Raw genomic sequence first — 17,234 nt, 5'->3', positions numbered from 1 at the left:
CCGCTCGATGACCCGCTCGCGCGCTTCAGTTGCGCAATGGTCTCCCCCAGCCGACTGCGCGCCCTGGAAATATTGCCGACACCCACCAGTTTAAGTAGTGTGGCAAGGTACAGACAGGATCAATGGCCTCCCCATGAATTTCCCTCGCAGGATGCGGTTACCCTTGCTTCGCCATATTTTACCGATCGGTCTTATTGCCCTCGTGCTAATGGGATTAGGTGAGTGGACGATAGCCACACACCTAGCCCAGCAAGCGCCGCTACTCGGCTCGGCGGCAAGGATGGTTTTGGCGACAACACTGGTAGGTGTTTCCTGCTACCTGCTGTTTCGCCGACATCAGTGCCTCACCAATCGTCTGGCCAGCCTGCTGGTACGCCAGGAAAAGCTCACCGAACAATACCAGCGCGAGCTGGACGAACGCGAGGCCACCCAACAGGCACTATCCGATCAGCTGCAATTCCTGCAGATCCTGATTGATGCCATTCCGGCACCGATTTTTTACAAGAATGCCGAAGGGATCTACAGCGGCTGCAATCGCGCCTTCGAAGCCTTCCTTGGCAAGCCTCGCGAAGAAATTATTGGCCGCTCGGTTTACGGCGTTTCACCGGGGCCCCAGGCGCGTATCTATCACGAAAAAGATATCGAACTGATGCGCCAGCGCGGCCACCAGGTTTATGAATCGTCGGTTCTTTACGCCGACGGTACCCTGCACGATGTCATTTTCAATAAAGCCTCCTACGAAACCCTGGACGGTCGCCTTGGCGGGCTTATCGGCGTGATTCTCGATATCAGTGAACGCAAGACACTGGAGCGGGAACTGGTTCAGGCCAAGGAAAAAGCGGAATTCTACAGCCGCTCGAAAACCCAGTTCCTGACCAATATGAGTCATGAAATCCGCACACCGCTCAACGCTGTTGTCGGCTTCAGCCAGCTACTGCTAAGCCGCAGCAAAGGGGCCGTATTACCACAGGACTTTCAGGATTTTCTGGAGAAAATCGCCATCAGCGGCCAGGGACTCGCGCAGCTGGTGAATGACGTGCTGGATATTTCCCGTATCGAAGCGGGCAAGATCGAAGTCGTCGAAGAGAATTTCCGGCTGCAGGGACTGATCAAGAACATTCTGATTTCCTGTGAGCCTCAGGCGGCCTGCAAGGGGCTGAATTTCAACTGCCATATCGATACCCAATTGCCCGAGTTCATTCGCAGTGACCGCGGCAAGCTCTCGCAGATCCTGATCAACCTGATTGGTAATGCCATCAAATTTTCGCCAACCAATAGCGCGATTGATCTGCGGCTGCAAAAACAGGAAGGAGAAAACATTTCTGTTGAAGTCATCGACCGCGGTATCGGCATCCCCCGGCATCAACAGGCTGTGATCTTTGAGCCTTTCGAGCAGGTGGATAAATCCCGGGAAGGACAAGCCAGGGGCACCGGGCTTGGGCTGCCCATCACCCGCAGCCTGGTGGAGCTTCTGGGGGGCAAAATAACTCTGGAGAGCGGTGATAATGGGGGCACCTGTTTCCGCGTGGAGCTGCCATTGCATGAAGGGCAGGATGAATATCCGATGCCCGCTGACATTGACGCATCTCTGGAGCTGCTAAACGGGATCAGAGTTCTGATTTTTGAGGACAATGCGGTTAACCAGGCATTGATGCAGGCCTTCTGTAGCGACCTGAAAATAAACGCCACCTTTGTGGCCGATGGCTGGAAGGGTATAGAGAAGGCACTGCTGATCCGCCCCGACATCATTTTTATGGACGTACAGCTGCCCGGCCTCAGCGGTATCGAGGCTACCGAAAAAATACGCCAGATCCCGGACCTCTGCGATACCCCGATTATCGGTTTGTCCGCCGCCGCCTTCAGTGAACAGCGACGCGACGCGCTGGCCGCTGGCATGGACGACTACCTGGCAAAACCCATTGTATTTCCACAACTCATTGCGGCCATCAGCAAACACCTGGTCCGCGCGGAAGCCTGACTGCGCGGAAGTTTTCACGTATCCGGAAAATGCTATTCCACTTACTCGTGGCAACTGAAGCGCAGAAAAAAAGCGGCGTATTACCACGCCGCTTTTTTATTACTGCGGTTTACAACAGGAACCCATCCTGTGAGAGATCGGATTACCCTGGGGTTACACAAATAAACTGTTACCCGCAAATTACATCTTTCTAAAACTTAAACCTGTCTGCGAATTAAACCTGCCTACAACTTACTGCGGCCCTGTCTAACTCGATAGCACCGAAGGAAAATTACCAGCGCTTCCCAATGAGTAGCGGTAAGGCACACTGAACACGCTGTTGCCGGTATTGGTCGCAAAATAGGTGTGTCGCACCAGTAATTGCTATACGTCAGCCAGCGAGCGGCTGACGGATTAATGGGGTCACCTACGAAGGTCACTTTGTCCGCCACCATAAATACCGAACGGTAATTGCCCGCAGTAACGCGATAAACATTGCCCGCATTTTTTCTATCTGATATTCAGTCTTCCCCATAACGAACGAGGATATCTCAGACGCAGATTGCGCACTGTTGGTAGATGCGGCAGTCGTCGCAATAGGAAGTATGAAGAACAAGTAAAAGAGAAACCGGACAATTGCCGATAAGTTATTCACCGGGGCTCCAGATCTTCATAGTTGTGCGGCAGGAACCTGGGCGAACAGATGGCCAGGAACACAAGATCCTGATCTGCGGTATTTGTAATCCGCTGCCGGCACCCCGGCGGAATCAGAACCACATCGCCCTCGCCCACCGCCCGCGGCGACAGTTCGCCAATCTCGACCAAACCCTGCCCCTGCAGAATCACATAGCGCTCGGTTGTATCCCGCAGGCGGTGCCAACATGTGGTCACTCCCGGAGCAACCCGGGCTCGCGCGATGGAAACCTCGGTATCATCGGTCGTATTCGAGAGCTCGGTGATATAACACTTTTCTTCGGTGTAAAACTCGCGCTGCTGCTCGGCAAAAATTACCTGTGCTTTCATCGGTACGTCCCTGTCTACCTTTACTGATCAAGCGGCCTGTGGCATTCAATCCGTTTTGCCCACAAAGTGCAACGCGTCGGCCTGCTCCTCAACCGGCTTCTATACTGAACCGAACATCCCATTCCAAACTATTCAGACGACACAGGGAGCCCCCTATTGTGGATCTTCAACTGCATGGAAAGACCGCCTTTATCAGCGGTTCCACCAAAGGTATCGGCAAGGCCATCGCCGTCGCACTGGCGAAAGAAGGCGCTCGCGTCATTATCAATGGACGCAGCGGTACCGAAGCGGTGGTCAAGTCACTGTCGAGCGCGGGCGATGTGCTGGGGATCGAAGGTGACCTCGCCGACCCGCAGGACACCCAACGTATTTGCGAAGAAATCGACAAGATTGGTCCGCTGGATATCCTGATCAACAACATGGGCATCTTCGAGCCAAAACCATTCGCCGAAATCCGTGACGAGGATTGGCAGAAATTTTTTGATGTAAACATCATGAGTACCGTGCGGCTATCGCGGTATTTTTTCGACGATATGCTGCAGCGGGATTTTGGCCGCATTATCCACATCGCCAGTGAGGCCGGGCTGCGCGGGCTGGAAAGTATGGTGCACTATTCGATGACAAAAGGCGCTCAGGTCGTCATCGGTCGGGGGATGGCCAACCTGACAAAGGGTTGTGGCAACAATATTACGGTCAACTCCGTATTGCCCGGCCCCACCCGCACCGAAGGCGTCGACACCTGGTTGAAAGACAGTGCCAAGGTGCAGGGAAAATCGGAAGACGAGTTCGTCGCAGCATTTTTTGCCGAAACGGAACCCAACTCGCTGATCCAGCGCTTTATTCAGCCGGAAGAGATCGCAAGCGTTGTCACCTTCCTGGCCTCACCCCTGAGTTCGGTGATCAATGGCGCTGCGATTCGCGCGGAGGGTGGACTGATCAAATCAATCGTTTAGAGGTTGTTTATTACGCTCGAAAAAAAACGGCAGCGTTTGCCAACGCTGCCGTTTTTGGTTGCCGCTACCCGGTAGCGGCGAGGTTCCATCCTGTGAAGATGATGGATTACTTCAGATCGAAACGATCCAGAGTCATCACCTTGGTCCACGCAGCGACGAAGTCGTTGACGAACTTCTCGTCGTTGTCATTGGTAGCGTAAAGCTCGGACAGCGCGCGCAGTTCGGAGTTGGAACCGAAGATCAGGTCTACCGGCGTAGCGGTCCACTTCACTTCACCCGTCGCGCGATCCTTACCTTCGTACAGGCCATCTTCCTTGAAGGACTTGGACCACTTGGTGTCCATATCCAACAGGTTGACGAAGAAGTCGTTGCTCAGGGTACCCGGCTTGTCGGTGAATACACCGTGCTTGGAGCCGTCGTGGTTCGCCCCCAGGGTACGCATGCCGCCTACCAGCACGGTCATTTCCGGCACGCTCAGGTCCAGCAAATTAGCGCTGTCGATCAGCATATCCACCGGCATCATGTGCGCTTCTTCGCTGTAGTAGTTGCGGAAACCGTCGGCTTTGCGCTCCAGGTAACCGAAAGACTGAACGTCGGTCATTTCCTGGGTGGCGTCGTTGCGACCCGGCTTGAACGGCACGGTAACCTCGTAACCGGCGTTTTTGGCGGCTTGCTCAATCGCTGCGGCACCGCCGAGAACGATCATGTCCGCCATGGACACCTTCTTGTTACCCCAGGCCTTGCTGTTGAATTCCTTCTGGATTTTCTCCAGCTGGCCCAGCACCTTGTCCAGTTCCTGCGGGTTGTTTACCGCCCAGTCTTTCTGCGGAGCAAGACGGATACGAGCACCGTTGGCACCACCGCGCATGTCGGTACCGCGGTAAGAGGACGCAGAAGCCCACGCAGTACGCACCAGCTCAGGTACAGTCAGACCACTACCCAGTACCTGTGCTTTCAGGTTTTTTACGTCGCGATCGCTGATCAGTTTGAAATCCACTTCAGGGATCGGATCCTGCCAGCTCAGTACTTCCGCCGGCACTTCCTCACCCAGGTAGCGCGCGCGCGGGCCCAGGTCGCGGTGAGTCAGCTTGAACCACGCCTTGGAGAAGGCCAGCTGGAATTCTTCCGGGTTCTTGTGGAAGCGCTCGGCGATTTCCTTGTACTTCGGATCGAAGCGCATGGACAGGTCAGTGGTGAACATCATCGGCGCGTGACGCTTGCCTTCAACGTGTGCATCCGGAACGAACTTCACCTGCTCGGCATTCTTCGGCTCCCACTGGGTAGCGCCGGCCGGGCTCTTGGTTTTCACCCACTCGAAACCGAACAGGTTGTCCAGGAACTGGGAGCTCCAGGCAATCGGGTTGGCAGACCAGGCGCCTTCCAGGCCGGAAGTGATGGTGTCTTCAGAGTGGCCTTTGCCACACTTGTTTTCCCAGCCGAAGCCCTGCTGTTCGATCGGGGCACCGCCGGGCGCTGCGCCGACACATTCTTCCGGTTTGTGCGCGCCGTGAGCTTTACCGAAGGTGTGACCACCGGCGATCAGCGCAACGGTTTCTTCGTCACTCATGGCCATGCGGCCGAAGGTGTCACGAATACGGTGGCCGGCAGCCAGCGGATCCGGGTTGCCGTTGGGGCCTTCCGGGTTTACGTAGATCAGACCCATGTGGTCCGCCGCCAGCGGTTTTTCCAGCACATTGCCGTTGAATCGCTTGTCGTTAGCGACCCACTCGCGCTCGGAACCCCAGTAAACGATGTCGGCTTCCCAGTCGTCTTCACGGCCACCGGCAAAGCCGAAGGTTTTGAAGCCCATGGACTCCAGGGATACGTTACCCGCCAGCACCATCAGGTCTGCCCAGGAAATCGCATTGCCGTATTTCTGTTTTACCGGCCACAGCAGGCGGCGGGCTTTATCCAGGCTGACGTTGTCCGGCCAGCTGTTCTGCGGCTCGAAACGCTGCTGGCCACCACCGGCGCCACCACGACCGTCGTAAACACGGTAGGTACCGGCACTGTGCCAGGCCATACGAATGAAGAAAGGACCATAGTGACCGTAGTCAGCGGGCCACCAGTCCTGATCGGTGGTGAGGACTTGTGCGAGGTCTTTCTTGACCGCGTCCAGGTCCAGCTTGCTGAAGGCTTCGGCGTAGTCGAAGTCAGCACCCATCGGGTTGGACTTGTCCGCGTTCATGCGCAGCGGCTGCAGGTCGATTCGGTTTGGCCACCAGTCCTGATTGGACATGGCTTCATTAGCCGGAGCGGCATTGACGTTGACGGAGATGGCAGTTGCCAACGCTACCGCCAGAGGGAGGGCTTTCTTGAGCATGGGATTGTGTTCCTTATGGTCTCATCAATCGGACGAGAGAAGCCTATAGGGTCAAGCAATCACCTTGAAATTAGACGTTATTATCGGCCTTATTGATATCCGCAATCTGATAGAAGTTATTTATAGCCGGACAATATCAGCCTTATAGTCACCCGCAATTCATCGGATAAAAATCCATCAATCCAGGGTCAGGCTGGCAAGGGGGACGCGGGTGACGATGATATCTTCCTTATTTTCCCCGTAAGCCACATACAGATGCTCTTTCCATACATAGGATTTGGGATAACTGAAGCCCTTTCTTTTATACAGCCCCTCGTAGCGCGGGCCTTCGAGCTGCTCGCCTCCGGCGCGCAGCAGATAAGCGCGGTCAAACACCTCGCCGTTTTCGCTGATACTGATAACCAGAGGCTCGCGGATTTTCGATCCGCTGGGATTGTTGACCAGGAACACCGAGCCATCGGGGAGATTGCCCGCGCTCTGTTTCGCCCGCGAGTCCGGCATCTGGGTCACTTCCACCGGTGACCAGGTGGCAGCATTGTCTTTGCTTATGGAGGCAAGTACACGGAAACTGCTCTGCTGATCCCGGAACACCATCACCAGCGCCCCGTCTTTACGCTGAAAATTGCTCGGTTCCAGTTCGCGGCTTACTCCTTTGGTTACCGAGAGGTTGGCGAATTCGCCCACTTTCCAGCCAGAAAGTGCGGAGGGATCATCGGTGTAAACCGGCGTTGCGCGCAGACCCGGCTGGCGGTGCAGCGCGGTGACAATACGCCTGCCGGAGTATTGATGAAAATCCTGCTCGATCACTCCGTCGAGTGGGCTGCCGTCAGCAAACGTCGGGCGCCCGATATTTTTCCAGCGCGTGCCGTTCAGGCTTTCGAGTATTTCCACATATCCACCACGGGGTTCCAAATCCTGCGGCCACACATTGATAAATGCATAGAGCTTGCCACCCGCTGACCACCAGCCGCCGCTGGTTACCACCGCGCCTGCCCGCGCTGGCGCGAGCAGTTTGGCGGCACTCCAGGTAACGCCGTCGCGACTGGTGGCATAGAGTACCGAGGTATCCGCGGCATCCTCGTCTCTGGCCGAGCTTTGCCACTGCACATACAGGGTGTCACCGTGGGCGTACGCCACCGCGCCGTGGTTGTACTGGCTGACTCCAGGCTGCCCGCGGAAGACGGTGACATGTTCCACGTCCTGCGGAGAAGAGAGTCCGAGGGTATCCGGCTTTGTACCGTCAAAAAGGTCTGGCCCGAGGCTAAACGGCTGTGCGGAAACCAGCAGTGGGCAACACACAAAAAACAGCGCGAGGGTTTTCGCCAGGGATTGAAACATCATCATCACTTTTCCGCTTAACCTTTTTACCTTTTAACCTTTTTATTTATGCTTCCGCTTACTGCTCAAACTCGACCACAAACCCGTCCACCTGCGGCCTTCCATGCGCTCCGCGGGGGAGTTCGCCGTTATCCGCTCTGGAGCCGAGACCACCCTGAAGCAGGATATACCCATAATCCCTGAACTCATGGCCTCTGCCCCGCTCGAGCCTGTCGCGCATATTCGCCGACAGACGGGTGCCGTTTAGCCAGGTCCAGTCGCCCTCGACCTTTTCATCCGTCAGTCCAACCCAGGCAATTCTCCGTCGCGGGATCTGCGACTCCAGATACATCAGCTCTTCGACGGTTTCGAATATCGCCAGGCGGCCGCCCAATTTTTCAGCTTCAGCCTTGGCCTCATGCCAGGAAGTTCTCTTGGCAACGTATTGATAAGTACTGTTCTGGTATTGAATGCTGCTGGATGAGCAGCCGGCCAGGACCAGTCCAAGCAGGACGGCAGTAAGTTTTTTCATTGTTGTTTTCGACTCGCTGATTTTTCCACATTTAGGGGGGCGATAAGCGCGCTGCTGGAATCGGCGATGATGCAGGCCATACACCACCGTGACCATTACCGAGACGGATCATTCTACCGCCATTTGCGCAAAGGCCTAAACCCGGTGTGCTCAGAAAAATCCCTGCCAACCTCGTAGCCTCGGTATTACTCGACGTCATATCCCAGAGTTACCGCGACAAGTACAACTAAACTTGCGCGGATGATCGCCTTTCGCTCCAGCTAAACAAGGCGGTGATCCACCAGCAATTTTGATCATCAACAAATCAGTCGGGATCAGGCAATGGATTGCATTGACGACAAACCTCACCACGCCACGAAGCTAGCGCGGTATTTGATTACCCTGTCGCTGGTTCTTTTGAGCCTGCAATCGCGGCTTGCCACCGCGGATTGCCAACCGTCCCCGCCCGGCAACGGCGACACGGTCACCTGCACCGGCGCCATTGATTCCGCATTTGACGTGAGCGGTCTCGGCAGTCTGACGGTGAATATTCAGGGGGCGAGTTTCAACGTGCCCTTTACCATTTCCGATTCCGGCACCGTCAGCGTGGACAACCAGGGCAACTTGCAGAGCGCCACACTGCAGGACAATTTGACCGTTGACTTCACCAACGCGGGCAATATCAACAACGGTCTGTTCCTTATCGGAGATGGCGACCACACGGTTACCAACCTACAGGGTGGCAATATCAACAACACCTTCTCGTTTACCGGAGATGGCAATAATCAGGTAATCAATGAGAGCTCGCTCAATGTCGGTGTAACCGTTTCCGGCAACGGCACCATGAGCATTCTCAACCAGGCCAATGCTTTTATTAATCAGCAGATTTCCGTAACCGGCGCCACTGATACCACGGTGGACAACTTCGGTACCATACAGGGAACTTTTGTGCTGGACAGCGGCACCGATCAGGTCATCAACCGCGCCGGCGCCACCATCAATGCCGAGGTATTCCAGGGTGCTGGTGACGACGATTTCCTGATGGAGGGCGGCACCGTCAACAACTCCATTCAACAGCAGAGCGGCAATGATACGGCGACGATTCTGGACGGAAATATCTCCGGGTTCCTGCGCGCCGGCAGTGGCGATGACTACCTGCTGTGGACGGGGGGACTGGTGGGCGGTATCGATATGCAGGAGGATGACGATCTGGCCGAGTTTGTCGGTCTGACGGACACCGAGCTGCGCACCATCGAAATCAACGGCGGCCTGGGTATCGATGAGTTGCTGTGGGATGGGGTAACCGGCAGCCGCCCCGACCGCATCATCAATTGGGAAAGTTTTCGACTTACCAACGGCTCGGTACTGAATATGGGAGGCAACCTGGTACTGGGGGATACCGGCACTCTGGCGGGCAGCCTGTTTATCGACAGCAGCAGTACGGTAAATGCCACCAACGGCCAGTACTTTATTCAACCCGCCGTCGGCACCACCGGACTCAGCGTCACCAATGCCGGCACCATCAATATGCAGGATGGCGCCTCCAATACCGACTCTCTCACGATCGTCGGCAACTACACCGGCGATAATGGCAAACTTCTGCTGGATACCTTTCTCGCCAGTGACGGCGCACCTTCTGACAAGCTGGTTACCCAGGGTAATGAAGACGGCCTGACGACCATTTTTGTGAATAACGTCGGCGGCCCCGGGGCGCTGACCACTGCAGACGGCATATTGGTGGACGAAGTCATCGACGGTGTCAGTACTTCCAGTGCGTTCACCCTCGGCAATATTGTGGCGGCCGGCCCCTACGAATATCTGTTGTTTCGCGGAGGCGTCTCGCCGGGCACGGAAAACAATTGGTATCTGCGCTCGCACGATACCAGTTCAAGTTCCAGCTCGAGCTCGAGCTCGAGCTCGAGCTCAAGTTCCAGTTCAAGCTCCAGTTCGGGAGGCAGCAGCTCAAGCAGCTCATCCAGTTCCTCCAGCTCTTCGGGAGGCAGCACGTCCAGCAGCAGTTCATCCAGCAGTAGTTCGTCCAGTTCTGGCGGCAGTAGCTCCAGTAGTTCTTCAAGCTCGTCCAGTAGTGGTGGCGGCAGCGGTTCTGGCGGCAACATAGTGCCGATCTATCGGCCCGAAGTATCGGTGCATGTCGCCATCCCCGGTATCAGCCGTGCGCTTGGACGCGAGACACTGGGTACCTTTCACGAACGCGAAGGCGAACAGGCCTGGTCCCGCCGCAGCGAGACCGAGTATCTGACCACAGTGTGGGTCAGGGCATTCGGCAATAACCTGCAACAGCTTCAGGGCGGCACTGTGTCTCCCGATTTCGACGGTACTTCGTGGGGTATCCAGGTCGGGCTGCCGGTATATGATCAGGGCGGCCCTCAGGGCCAGCGGGATATTTTTGGCCTGATGCTCGGGCGCAGCGGCGCCACCGGTGATGTGCGCGGTTTTGCCCTCGGCGAAGAAAACCAGGCCACCGGCAAGGTGGAGCTGGACCAGTACAGCCTGGGCGGCTATTGGACCCATCACTGGCCCGGTGGCGCTTATTTTGACAGTGTGCTGTTACTCTCGGCTTTCGATGGAGAAAGCCGCTCCTATCGCGGGATCGGGGCTGACATCGATGGCACCGAGGTGCTCGCATCCATGGAAGTGGGCGGCCCCATCCCACTGGATGACACCTGGAGCCTCGAGCCCCAGGGGCAGCTGATCTGGCAGTACCAGAACATCGACTCCACCAGGGATCTTTTTTCCCGTATTCGCTTTGATAACGTCAGCGCGCTGACAGCGAGAGTTGGCGGGCGCTTTGTGGGGGACTTCCCCCGTGGTACCCAGCTCTGGCGCCCCTATTTCAAGGCCAATATCTGGTACGAAGACCACGGCACCGATGAAGTCCTGTTCAATACCACCCCCATTTACACCAAACGCGGCCAGGCGGTACTTGAAACTGGTATCGGGTTAACCGCGGACTTCGACAATAACCTGGGCGTGTTCGGCATCATCGATTACATCAACAATATCGACACCTCGGAAGTCGATGGGTTTGAAATCAGGATCGGGGTACATAAAAACTGGTGAACGCCAGCGGCGTCCGCTCTCTCACGAACGCCGCGCCCCCTACCGAGAATCCCTCTTCCACACCACTACCATCACCCCGCGCGGCCGCTCCCCCTCCGGCAGACCATCGCAGTACCCTCTGTTTCCCGAACCAACCTCTAACAATCCAGCCCTCGCTGTCGCTCTCGCCCCGCACCTGTCAGAGACATTGAGTTGAGATCGATACTGAGAATCTATATTATTCGCATCCAAAATTAATTCCCATAGCGAACGAATTTGGGAAACACTCGACTCGTTCTACCAGGAGACAAGGAATGACTTCCGTCTATAAAAACATGCTGGCTGCCGCAATCTGTGGCCTGTGCGCGTCCGGTTCGAGCCTGGCCGCGGAAACTATCGAAACCGTTACCGTCACCGCGAGTCGCAGTAACAAACCGATCAGTGCCATTCCCAATACCGTCAAAGTTCTGGACCGCGAGGCGCTGGACCAACAGCTGGCCATGAGTAGCAGTCTGCTGGACGGCCTCAGCTTTACCGTCCCCAGCCTCACCCCCGCCCACCAGAAAATGACCAGCAACGGCGTAACCCTGCGCGGGCGCGCGCCCCTGTATATGGCCGACGGTGTGCCGCAATCCACACCTCTGCGCAACGGTGAGCGCAGTGCCTTTACTATCGATCCAGATTTCATCGAGCGGGTGGAAGTCATTTACGGGGCCAATGCCATTCAGGGCGTGGGCGCCACTGGTGGCGTCATCAACTACGTCACCACGGGCGCGCCGGAAACCGGCGAATGGCTGCGCAAAGTGAATACGTCGCTTTCCACGGACTCCCTGCGTGACAGTGGCAACCACTACAAGTTGTCAGGCCTGGTAGGTAAAAAATTCGGCCAGAGTGATTTCGTCACGGGAATCGCCTACGACGCACAGGATATTTATTACGATGCCGACGGCGAAATGATCGCCGTCGACCCCGTTCAGGGTGACTTTATGGATAGCCAGAGCTGGAACCTTTTCAGCAAATTCGGCTACGACCTGGACAGTGCACAGCGCCTCGAAGTCTCCGCCAATTACTTCAACCTTGCGGGGGATGGCGACTACCGGGTTGTCGCCGGTGATATGGCACAGGGGATACCCTCTACCTCCGAAAAAGGTCGCGGCGAAGGCGATCCCACAGAAAACGAAGCCCTTAACCTTACCCTGAGCTATACCAACCGGGACCTGCTCGGCGGTGAACTGAGCGCGCAAACCTACTACTACGATTTTTACGCCCTCTACGGCGGCGGTACTTTTGCCGCGTTCCAGGATCCTGACATCGCCCCGGTCGGTGCCCTATTCGACCAGTCTGCCCTGGCCTCGGAAAAGGCCGGTGCCAAGCTGACATTTATTCGCGACAACACCTTCTGGGACGGTCTGCAACTGGTCACCGGTATCGACTATCTGCGCGACAATACCTATCAGGAACTGGCCCAAACCGACCGTTTGTGGGTACCCAACATGGTGTACCAGGGCTGGGCGCCTTTTGTACAGCTGGAACAGAGCCTGATGTCAGACCGCCTGCGCCTGTCCGCCGGCGGTCGCGCTGAAAACGTCACCCTGAAAGTTCCCAGCTTTACCACCGTGGCCGGCGCCAATAACACCTTTGTAGAAGGCGATGCACCGGATTTCAGCGAGGTACTGGGCAACGCCGGTGTCGTGTATGACATCAGCGGAAACCTGACCCTGTTTGCTTCCTTCGCCGAAGGCTTCACCATGCCCGATGCGGGACTGATTCTGCGCGGCGTAAACAGCCCGGATCAGACGGTGGCGGACCTCGTCGACCTGCAGCCGGTAATTGCGGACAACACCGAAATCGGCGCCAATTACAAAAATGGTGGTCTGGAAATTGCCGGCAGCTATTTCTGGTCTGACTCTGACTTCGGCTCACGTATTCTTGTGGTAAACGGCGTGGGTCAAATCACTCGCCAGAAGACCGAGATCGAGGGCCTGGAGCTGACCGCCAGCTACCAGTTTGCCTCCGGCCTGCGGGCAGGTGTTGCCTACAGCCAGCTAGAAGGCCGCTTCGACAGTGACAGCGACGGCCGCCTGGACAAGGACCTGGACGGACGCAACATCGCTCCGGATCGGGTAAACCTGTATATCGCCGGCGCCCTGACGGAACAGGTACAGGGAAGACTGCAGTATTCCTCTCTGCTGGATCGCGATTTTGACGGTGGCCTGCCACAGCATAACTTCGACGGTTACCAGCTGGTGGACGCGGTGGCAACCTATCGCAGTCGGGAACTGGGAGTATTTACCCTGGGTGTGGAAAACCTGCTGAACGAGTCGTACATCACCTACTACTCACAGACCCTCACCTACGTGAATGACAGCACCTACTTTGCCGGACGCGGCCGCAGCTTGACCCTGAGCTGGAACAAGGCCTTCTGAACACCTGCCCTTCGGCCGCATCACTAAAAAGGCCCCGGAGTGTAACTCCCGGGGCCTTTTAGTTTTGCGTGGAGCAAATTAATCTGCTCAGTCTTTCAATGCCACAACCAGTACCGATTTCGCCGGCATCTCCAGCTGCAATGCACCGCTACCTTGCACCTCCGCGTTATATTTCCCTGGGACGATCTGCTCCGGCGCACTGAAGGTATTGTGCGCATCCATGGTGCTGGCAGTAATCAAGCGGCCACTGGCAGCAGTCACTTCCAGCCCTTTGACGTCCACGGCAACCGTTTGCGGCCGGTTGGGGTCCAGATTCACCAGTGAAAGATACACCTGGCCATCCTTGCCGCGAGCAGCGGATGCACTGATCCCCGGCAGCGACTGGTCGCCCATGCGATAGCTGCTCGGATTCTCGATTTCGAATGGGAGTGCCGTCGCATCCTGAAATACCTGGTAAAGATCGTACACATGGTAGGTCGGGGTCAGCACCATTTTTTCCTTGTCAGTCAGGATCATCGCCTGCAGTACATTCACCATCTGCGCGATATTGGTCATGTGTACCCGGTCCGCATGCTCGTGGAACACGTTGAAATTCGACGCGGCAACCACTGCATCCCGCAGCGTGTTCTGCTGATAGAGGAAGCCGGGGTCACGCCCCTCTTCCGGGTTATACCAGGTGCCCCACTCATCCACGTAAAAACCAAGCTTTTTCTCCGGATCATTCTTATCCAGCACCTTTTTGTTCAGACGGATGAATTCGTCTATGCGGAGGGTCTGCCGCAGGGTGGCGAACCACTCACTTTCCGCAAAGCCCGTAGACTCACCTTTATCGTCCCAATCACCCGTGGGCAAGGTGTAGTAATGGAAACTGATTCCGTCCATCTGACGCTGAACATTCTTGCTCAGGGTATCGGTCCAGGAGGTATCGGTAGTGTGACCGCCGCTCGCAACATATTTCGGCTCACTGCCACGGGGTGTTTTCAGGAAAGTGGCGAAATGGTTGTACAGGTCCGCATAGTAAGCCGGTCGCATATGTCCGCCGCAGCCCCAGGCCTCGTTACCCACACCGAAATAGGCAATTTTCCACGGCTCATCGCGGCCGTTTTTACGACGTTCTTCCACCACCTCGGAGTTACTGGTACCGGTCATGTATTCCAGCCACTCGGCCATCTCGCGCGGATTACCGGTACCCAGGTTGCCATTCACATAGGCTTCCGCACCGATCAGTTCCACCAGCTCGAAAAATTCGTGGGTGCCGAAGGCATTGTCTTCTTCCACACCGCCCCAGTGCGTATTCACCCGTACCGGACGCTGGTCACGCGGGCCGATACCATCGCGCCAGCGATATTCATCGGCGAAACAGCCGCCCGGCCAACGCACCAGCGGCACATTGATATCCCGCAGCGCCTCGATCACATCGGTACGGAAGCCGTTGATATTTTCGATTTCCGAGTCTTTACCTACCCAGACCCCCTCGTATATCCCGCGCCCCAAATGTTCGGCAAACTGTCCATAGATATCGCGGTGAATGGTGGCACCCGGTTGGGTGCTGTCGATGGTAATACGGGGGATGTCTTGTGCAATCACGGTGGTTGTCGACAAACCGATTGCCAGGGTGGCAAGGTAGCGTTTCAACTTCATGTTTTCTCTCCGTTATTGTTATACCTATGACGTTCGAAAAATAAAAAAAGGGTGGTCTACATTGCTGCAGCCACCCAAGCCCGATAAAAATCGATCACACACTCACTAACAAATTACTGACCAAGAGCGGAGCCTCGCCCTTGCATCGGCACCTCGCGCAGCTGGAATTTCTGGCAGTCGTTATCTGCGGCAGGCGCCTGGGCAAAGGTATTGCCCTCGGCCAGACCGCAGTGGGCCAGATCCAGGTTGTGTCTGCTTTCGCGATTCTTGATCTGCAGGCTGCCATCCGCCAGCGGTTGCAGCAGCCACTGGCTACTGGTGCCTTCACAGCTACCCAGAACCGCCGGCGCACCGGGAACTACCGCATTGTCGGCGATGGTCATGCACTGGTCGCCAGTCTGGATTTTGACGAACCCTTCATCCGCGGGGGTGATACTCCAGCGCTGGCAGGAAGCACCACTCCAGGCTGCCTGGCTGATATCCGCACCCGTAGCGCAGGCAGCGGTCTGCAGTACACGACCACTTTGTACGCTGGTAATGGCCACGGTTTCTGCGGTTTGCAGGGACCACTGTTCACAGCCTTCACCGTTGCAATCCTGTGCGGTCAGAGGCTGGCCGGTATCGCGATTGAGCAGCTGAACCCAACCGTTTTCATTCTGCTTCAGGGTCCAGCGCTGCGCTTGGGTATTGGTCCAGGGGGCCAGTTCACCGCTCTGATTGAGGAAGTTGCCACTGGCGGCATTGGCAAGGCGGTAGGCCCCGTCGCCGGTATTATCCAGTACCCATTCGCTGTCGCTGGATGCACATGCCCCCGTGCCCGCTCCACTCAGGCATTGATCGTTCACCGCATTCGCCAGTTTCCAGCGCGCACCCTGCACCTTGGTGGTGATCGGGCCGTTTTCACCGGAGGGCAATTTCTGGAATTCACCTTCCGGAACCGGCTCACCGAAGTTTGGTGTGCCGTCGTCATTCCAGGTAAATTTCTGCGCGCGCACCGAGCGGGTTGCGCTGCAGCCATCGGTTTCTTTGGAATTACCGTGATACACGAGCCAGTCCTCGCTGCCGTCCGGCGAGGTGAAGAAGCCGTTGTGACCCGGACCAAACACACCGTTGCCGCGTTGGAATACCGGTTCCGGATATTTGGTCCAGTGCTCGGGGTTCATCGGATCGTCACCGGTCAGTTCTTTCATCGCCAGCTTGTAATCCGGCGTGTCGCAAAAACTGGCGGAATAGATCATGAAAGTGCGGCCATCCTTCTTCAGGATCTCTGCACCTTCGTTCACCTTGCGACCACTCTGCTCCCACTCGGCCTCCGGGCGGGTGATGACCACACGCGGTCCTTCAATGGACCAGGGGTTGGTCATTTTGGAAATCCAGTTCAGCTGCTCGTCACCCACCCACTCGGACCACAGCAGATACAACTGGCCGTTGTGTTCAAGGTAGGTACCGTCAATATTCCAGCTATCCGGCATCGGCGAGCCTTTGTAAACGTACGGCCCCATGGGGTCGTCGCCGACACTTTCCAGCACCGACAGGTGCTGGTGGTCCAGGGTTCCGTGTTGGCCGGAGGTGTACATCAGATACCAGCGCCCGCCGTTCGGGCCGTTCAGGCGGTGGAATTCAAACGCCCAGAAATTACAGCAGCGCGCGGGATCGGTATCGGACCAGATATTGATGGGTGCGGCGGTGGCGAGGCCATCCAGGGTTGGTGATTTGCGCATTACCAGCTGGGAAGTCCAGGTAGTCGTGGTGAGGTAATAATTGCCATCCCAGTATTCCAGCCAGGGGTCCGCGCCGTTAGCGAATAACGGGTTGGCAAAGGTCCCCTCAGGGCCCAGAATTTTTTCCGGCTGAGCGAACGGCATTGACACTGAGTTGGATACAGCTTTTTCCCCGGTCTTATCAACGGCTGCCTTGTCGACAGAAGGCTGGCAGGCCGTAAGACTCGCCAGTGCCACTCCGGCAAAAATGCCTCTGGGGGTAAACCACGATTTCTTATTGATATTCATCCTGTAACCTCATC

The 17,234-nt window shown here is 56.5% G+C and carries 10 protein-coding genes; 4 read left to right on the top strand and 6 right to left on the bottom strand.

Going from position 1 to position 17,234, the window contains the following annotated elements; genetic code table 11:
- Positions 1-286 precede the first annotated feature (286 nt).
- Positions 287-1,978, top strand: coding sequence for an ATP-binding protein (locus tag PVT68_RS15055; protein ID WP_280319393.1), 1,692 nt, complete (start codon positions 287-289; stop codon positions 1,976-1,978).
- 630 nt (positions 1,979-2,608) lie between these two features.
- Here the strand turns inward: PVT68_RS15055 and PVT68_RS15050 are convergent.
- The gene (locus PVT68_RS15050) at positions 2,609-2,980 is read right to left on the bottom strand and encodes a cupin domain-containing protein (RefSeq protein ID WP_280319392.1); all 372 of its coding nucleotides are present in this window, start codon (positions 2,978-2,980) and stop codon (positions 2,609-2,611) included.
- A 158-nt stretch (positions 2,981-3,138) separates the two neighbouring features.
- Between PVT68_RS15050 and PVT68_RS15045 the strand changes: the two genes are divergently transcribed.
- Positions 3,139-3,933, top strand: coding sequence for an SDR family NAD(P)-dependent oxidoreductase (locus tag PVT68_RS15045; protein ID WP_280319390.1), 795 nt, complete (start codon positions 3,139-3,141; stop codon positions 3,931-3,933).
- A gap of 106 nt (positions 3,934-4,039) precedes the next feature.
- On the opposite strand, the gene katG is transcribed toward PVT68_RS15045, so the two are convergent.
- The 3 genes from katG to PVT68_RS15030 all read right to left on the bottom strand — a co-directional run bounded on the left by katG (position 4,040) and on the right by PVT68_RS15030 (position 8,105).
- Positions 4,040-6,256: a catalase/peroxidase HPI gene (gene katG / locus PVT68_RS15040; protein WP_280319388.1), complete on the bottom strand. Its 2,217-nt coding sequence runs from the start codon at positions 6,254-6,256 to the stop codon at positions 4,040-4,042.
- Between the two features lie 177 nt (positions 6,257-6,433).
- Entirely contained in the window at positions 6,434-7,600 is a 1,167-nt protein-coding gene (locus PVT68_RS15035) for a sialidase family protein (protein ID WP_280319386.1), read from the bottom strand.
- A gap of 52 nt (positions 7,601-7,652) precedes the next feature.
- Positions 7,653-8,105, bottom strand: coding sequence for a C-type lectin domain-containing protein (locus tag PVT68_RS15030; protein ID WP_280319384.1), 453 nt, complete (start codon positions 8,103-8,105; stop codon positions 7,653-7,655).
- A 321-nt stretch (positions 8,106-8,426) separates the two neighbouring features.
- Between PVT68_RS15030 and PVT68_RS15025 the strand changes: the two genes are divergently transcribed.
- Positions 8,427-11,165: an autotransporter family protein gene (locus PVT68_RS15025; protein ID WP_280319382.1), complete on the top strand. Its 2,739-nt coding sequence runs from the start codon at positions 8,427-8,429 to the stop codon at positions 11,163-11,165.
- 293 nt (positions 11,166-11,458) lie between these two features.
- The gene (locus tag PVT68_RS15020) at positions 11,459-13,570 is read left to right on the top strand and encodes a TonB-dependent receptor (protein WP_280319381.1); all 2,112 of its coding nucleotides are present in this window, start codon (positions 11,459-11,461) and stop codon (positions 13,568-13,570) included.
- Between the two features lie 87 nt (positions 13,571-13,657).
- On the opposite strand, the gene PVT68_RS15015 is transcribed toward PVT68_RS15020, so the two are convergent.
- Both PVT68_RS15015 and PVT68_RS15010 read right to left on the bottom strand, forming a co-directional pair.
- A complete protein-coding gene (locus tag PVT68_RS15015) occupies positions 13,658-15,211 on the bottom strand; it encodes an alpha-N-arabinofuranosidase (protein ID WP_280319380.1) in 1,554 nt (517 codons plus the stop codon).
- A 113-nt stretch (positions 15,212-15,324) separates the two neighbouring features.
- Positions 15,325-17,220, bottom strand: coding sequence for a family 43 glycosylhydrolase (locus tag PVT68_RS15010; protein ID WP_280319378.1), 1,896 nt, complete (start codon positions 17,218-17,220; stop codon positions 15,325-15,327).
- Positions 17,221-17,234 lie beyond the last annotated feature (14 nt).

The sequence above is a fragment of the Microbulbifer bruguierae genome (genome assembly GCF_029869925.1).
GTDB classification, from domain to species: Bacteria; Pseudomonadota; Gammaproteobacteria; order Pseudomonadales; family Cellvibrionaceae; genus Microbulbifer; species Microbulbifer bruguierae.
Note: the sequence above shows the minus strand (reverse complement) of the source record. Positions and strands in the feature narration are given on the sequence as shown.

Bases quoted from the DNA above. Each gene is read 5' to 3' on its own strand.
- katG (WP_280319388.1), bottom strand. From the start codon at position 6,256: ATGCTCAAGAAAGCCCTCCCTCTGGCGGTAGCGTTGGCAACTGCCATC.
- PVT68_RS15015 (WP_280319380.1), bottom strand. From the start codon at position 15,211: ATGAAGTTGAAACGCTACCTTGCCACCCTGGCAATCGGTTTGTCGACA.
- PVT68_RS15010 (WP_280319378.1), bottom strand. From the start codon at position 17,220: ATGAATATCAATAAGAAATCGTGGTTTACCCCCAGAGGCATTTTTGCC.
- PVT68_RS15025 (WP_280319382.1), top strand. From the start codon at position 8,427: ATGGATTGCATTGACGACAAACCTCACCACGCCACGAAGCTAGCGCGG.
- PVT68_RS15035 (WP_280319386.1), bottom strand. From the start codon at position 7,600: ATGATGATGTTTCAATCCCTGGCGAAAACCCTCGCGCTGTTTTTTGTG.
- PVT68_RS15030 (WP_280319384.1), bottom strand. From the start codon at position 8,105: ATGAAAAAACTTACTGCCGTCCTGCTTGGACTGGTCCTGGCCGGCTGC.
- PVT68_RS15020 (WP_280319381.1), top strand. From the start codon at position 11,459: ATGACTTCCGTCTATAAAAACATGCTGGCTGCCGCAATCTGTGGCCTG.
- PVT68_RS15050 (WP_280319392.1), bottom strand. From the start codon at position 2,980: ATGAAAGCACAGGTAATTTTTGCCGAGCAGCAGCGCGAGTTTTACACC.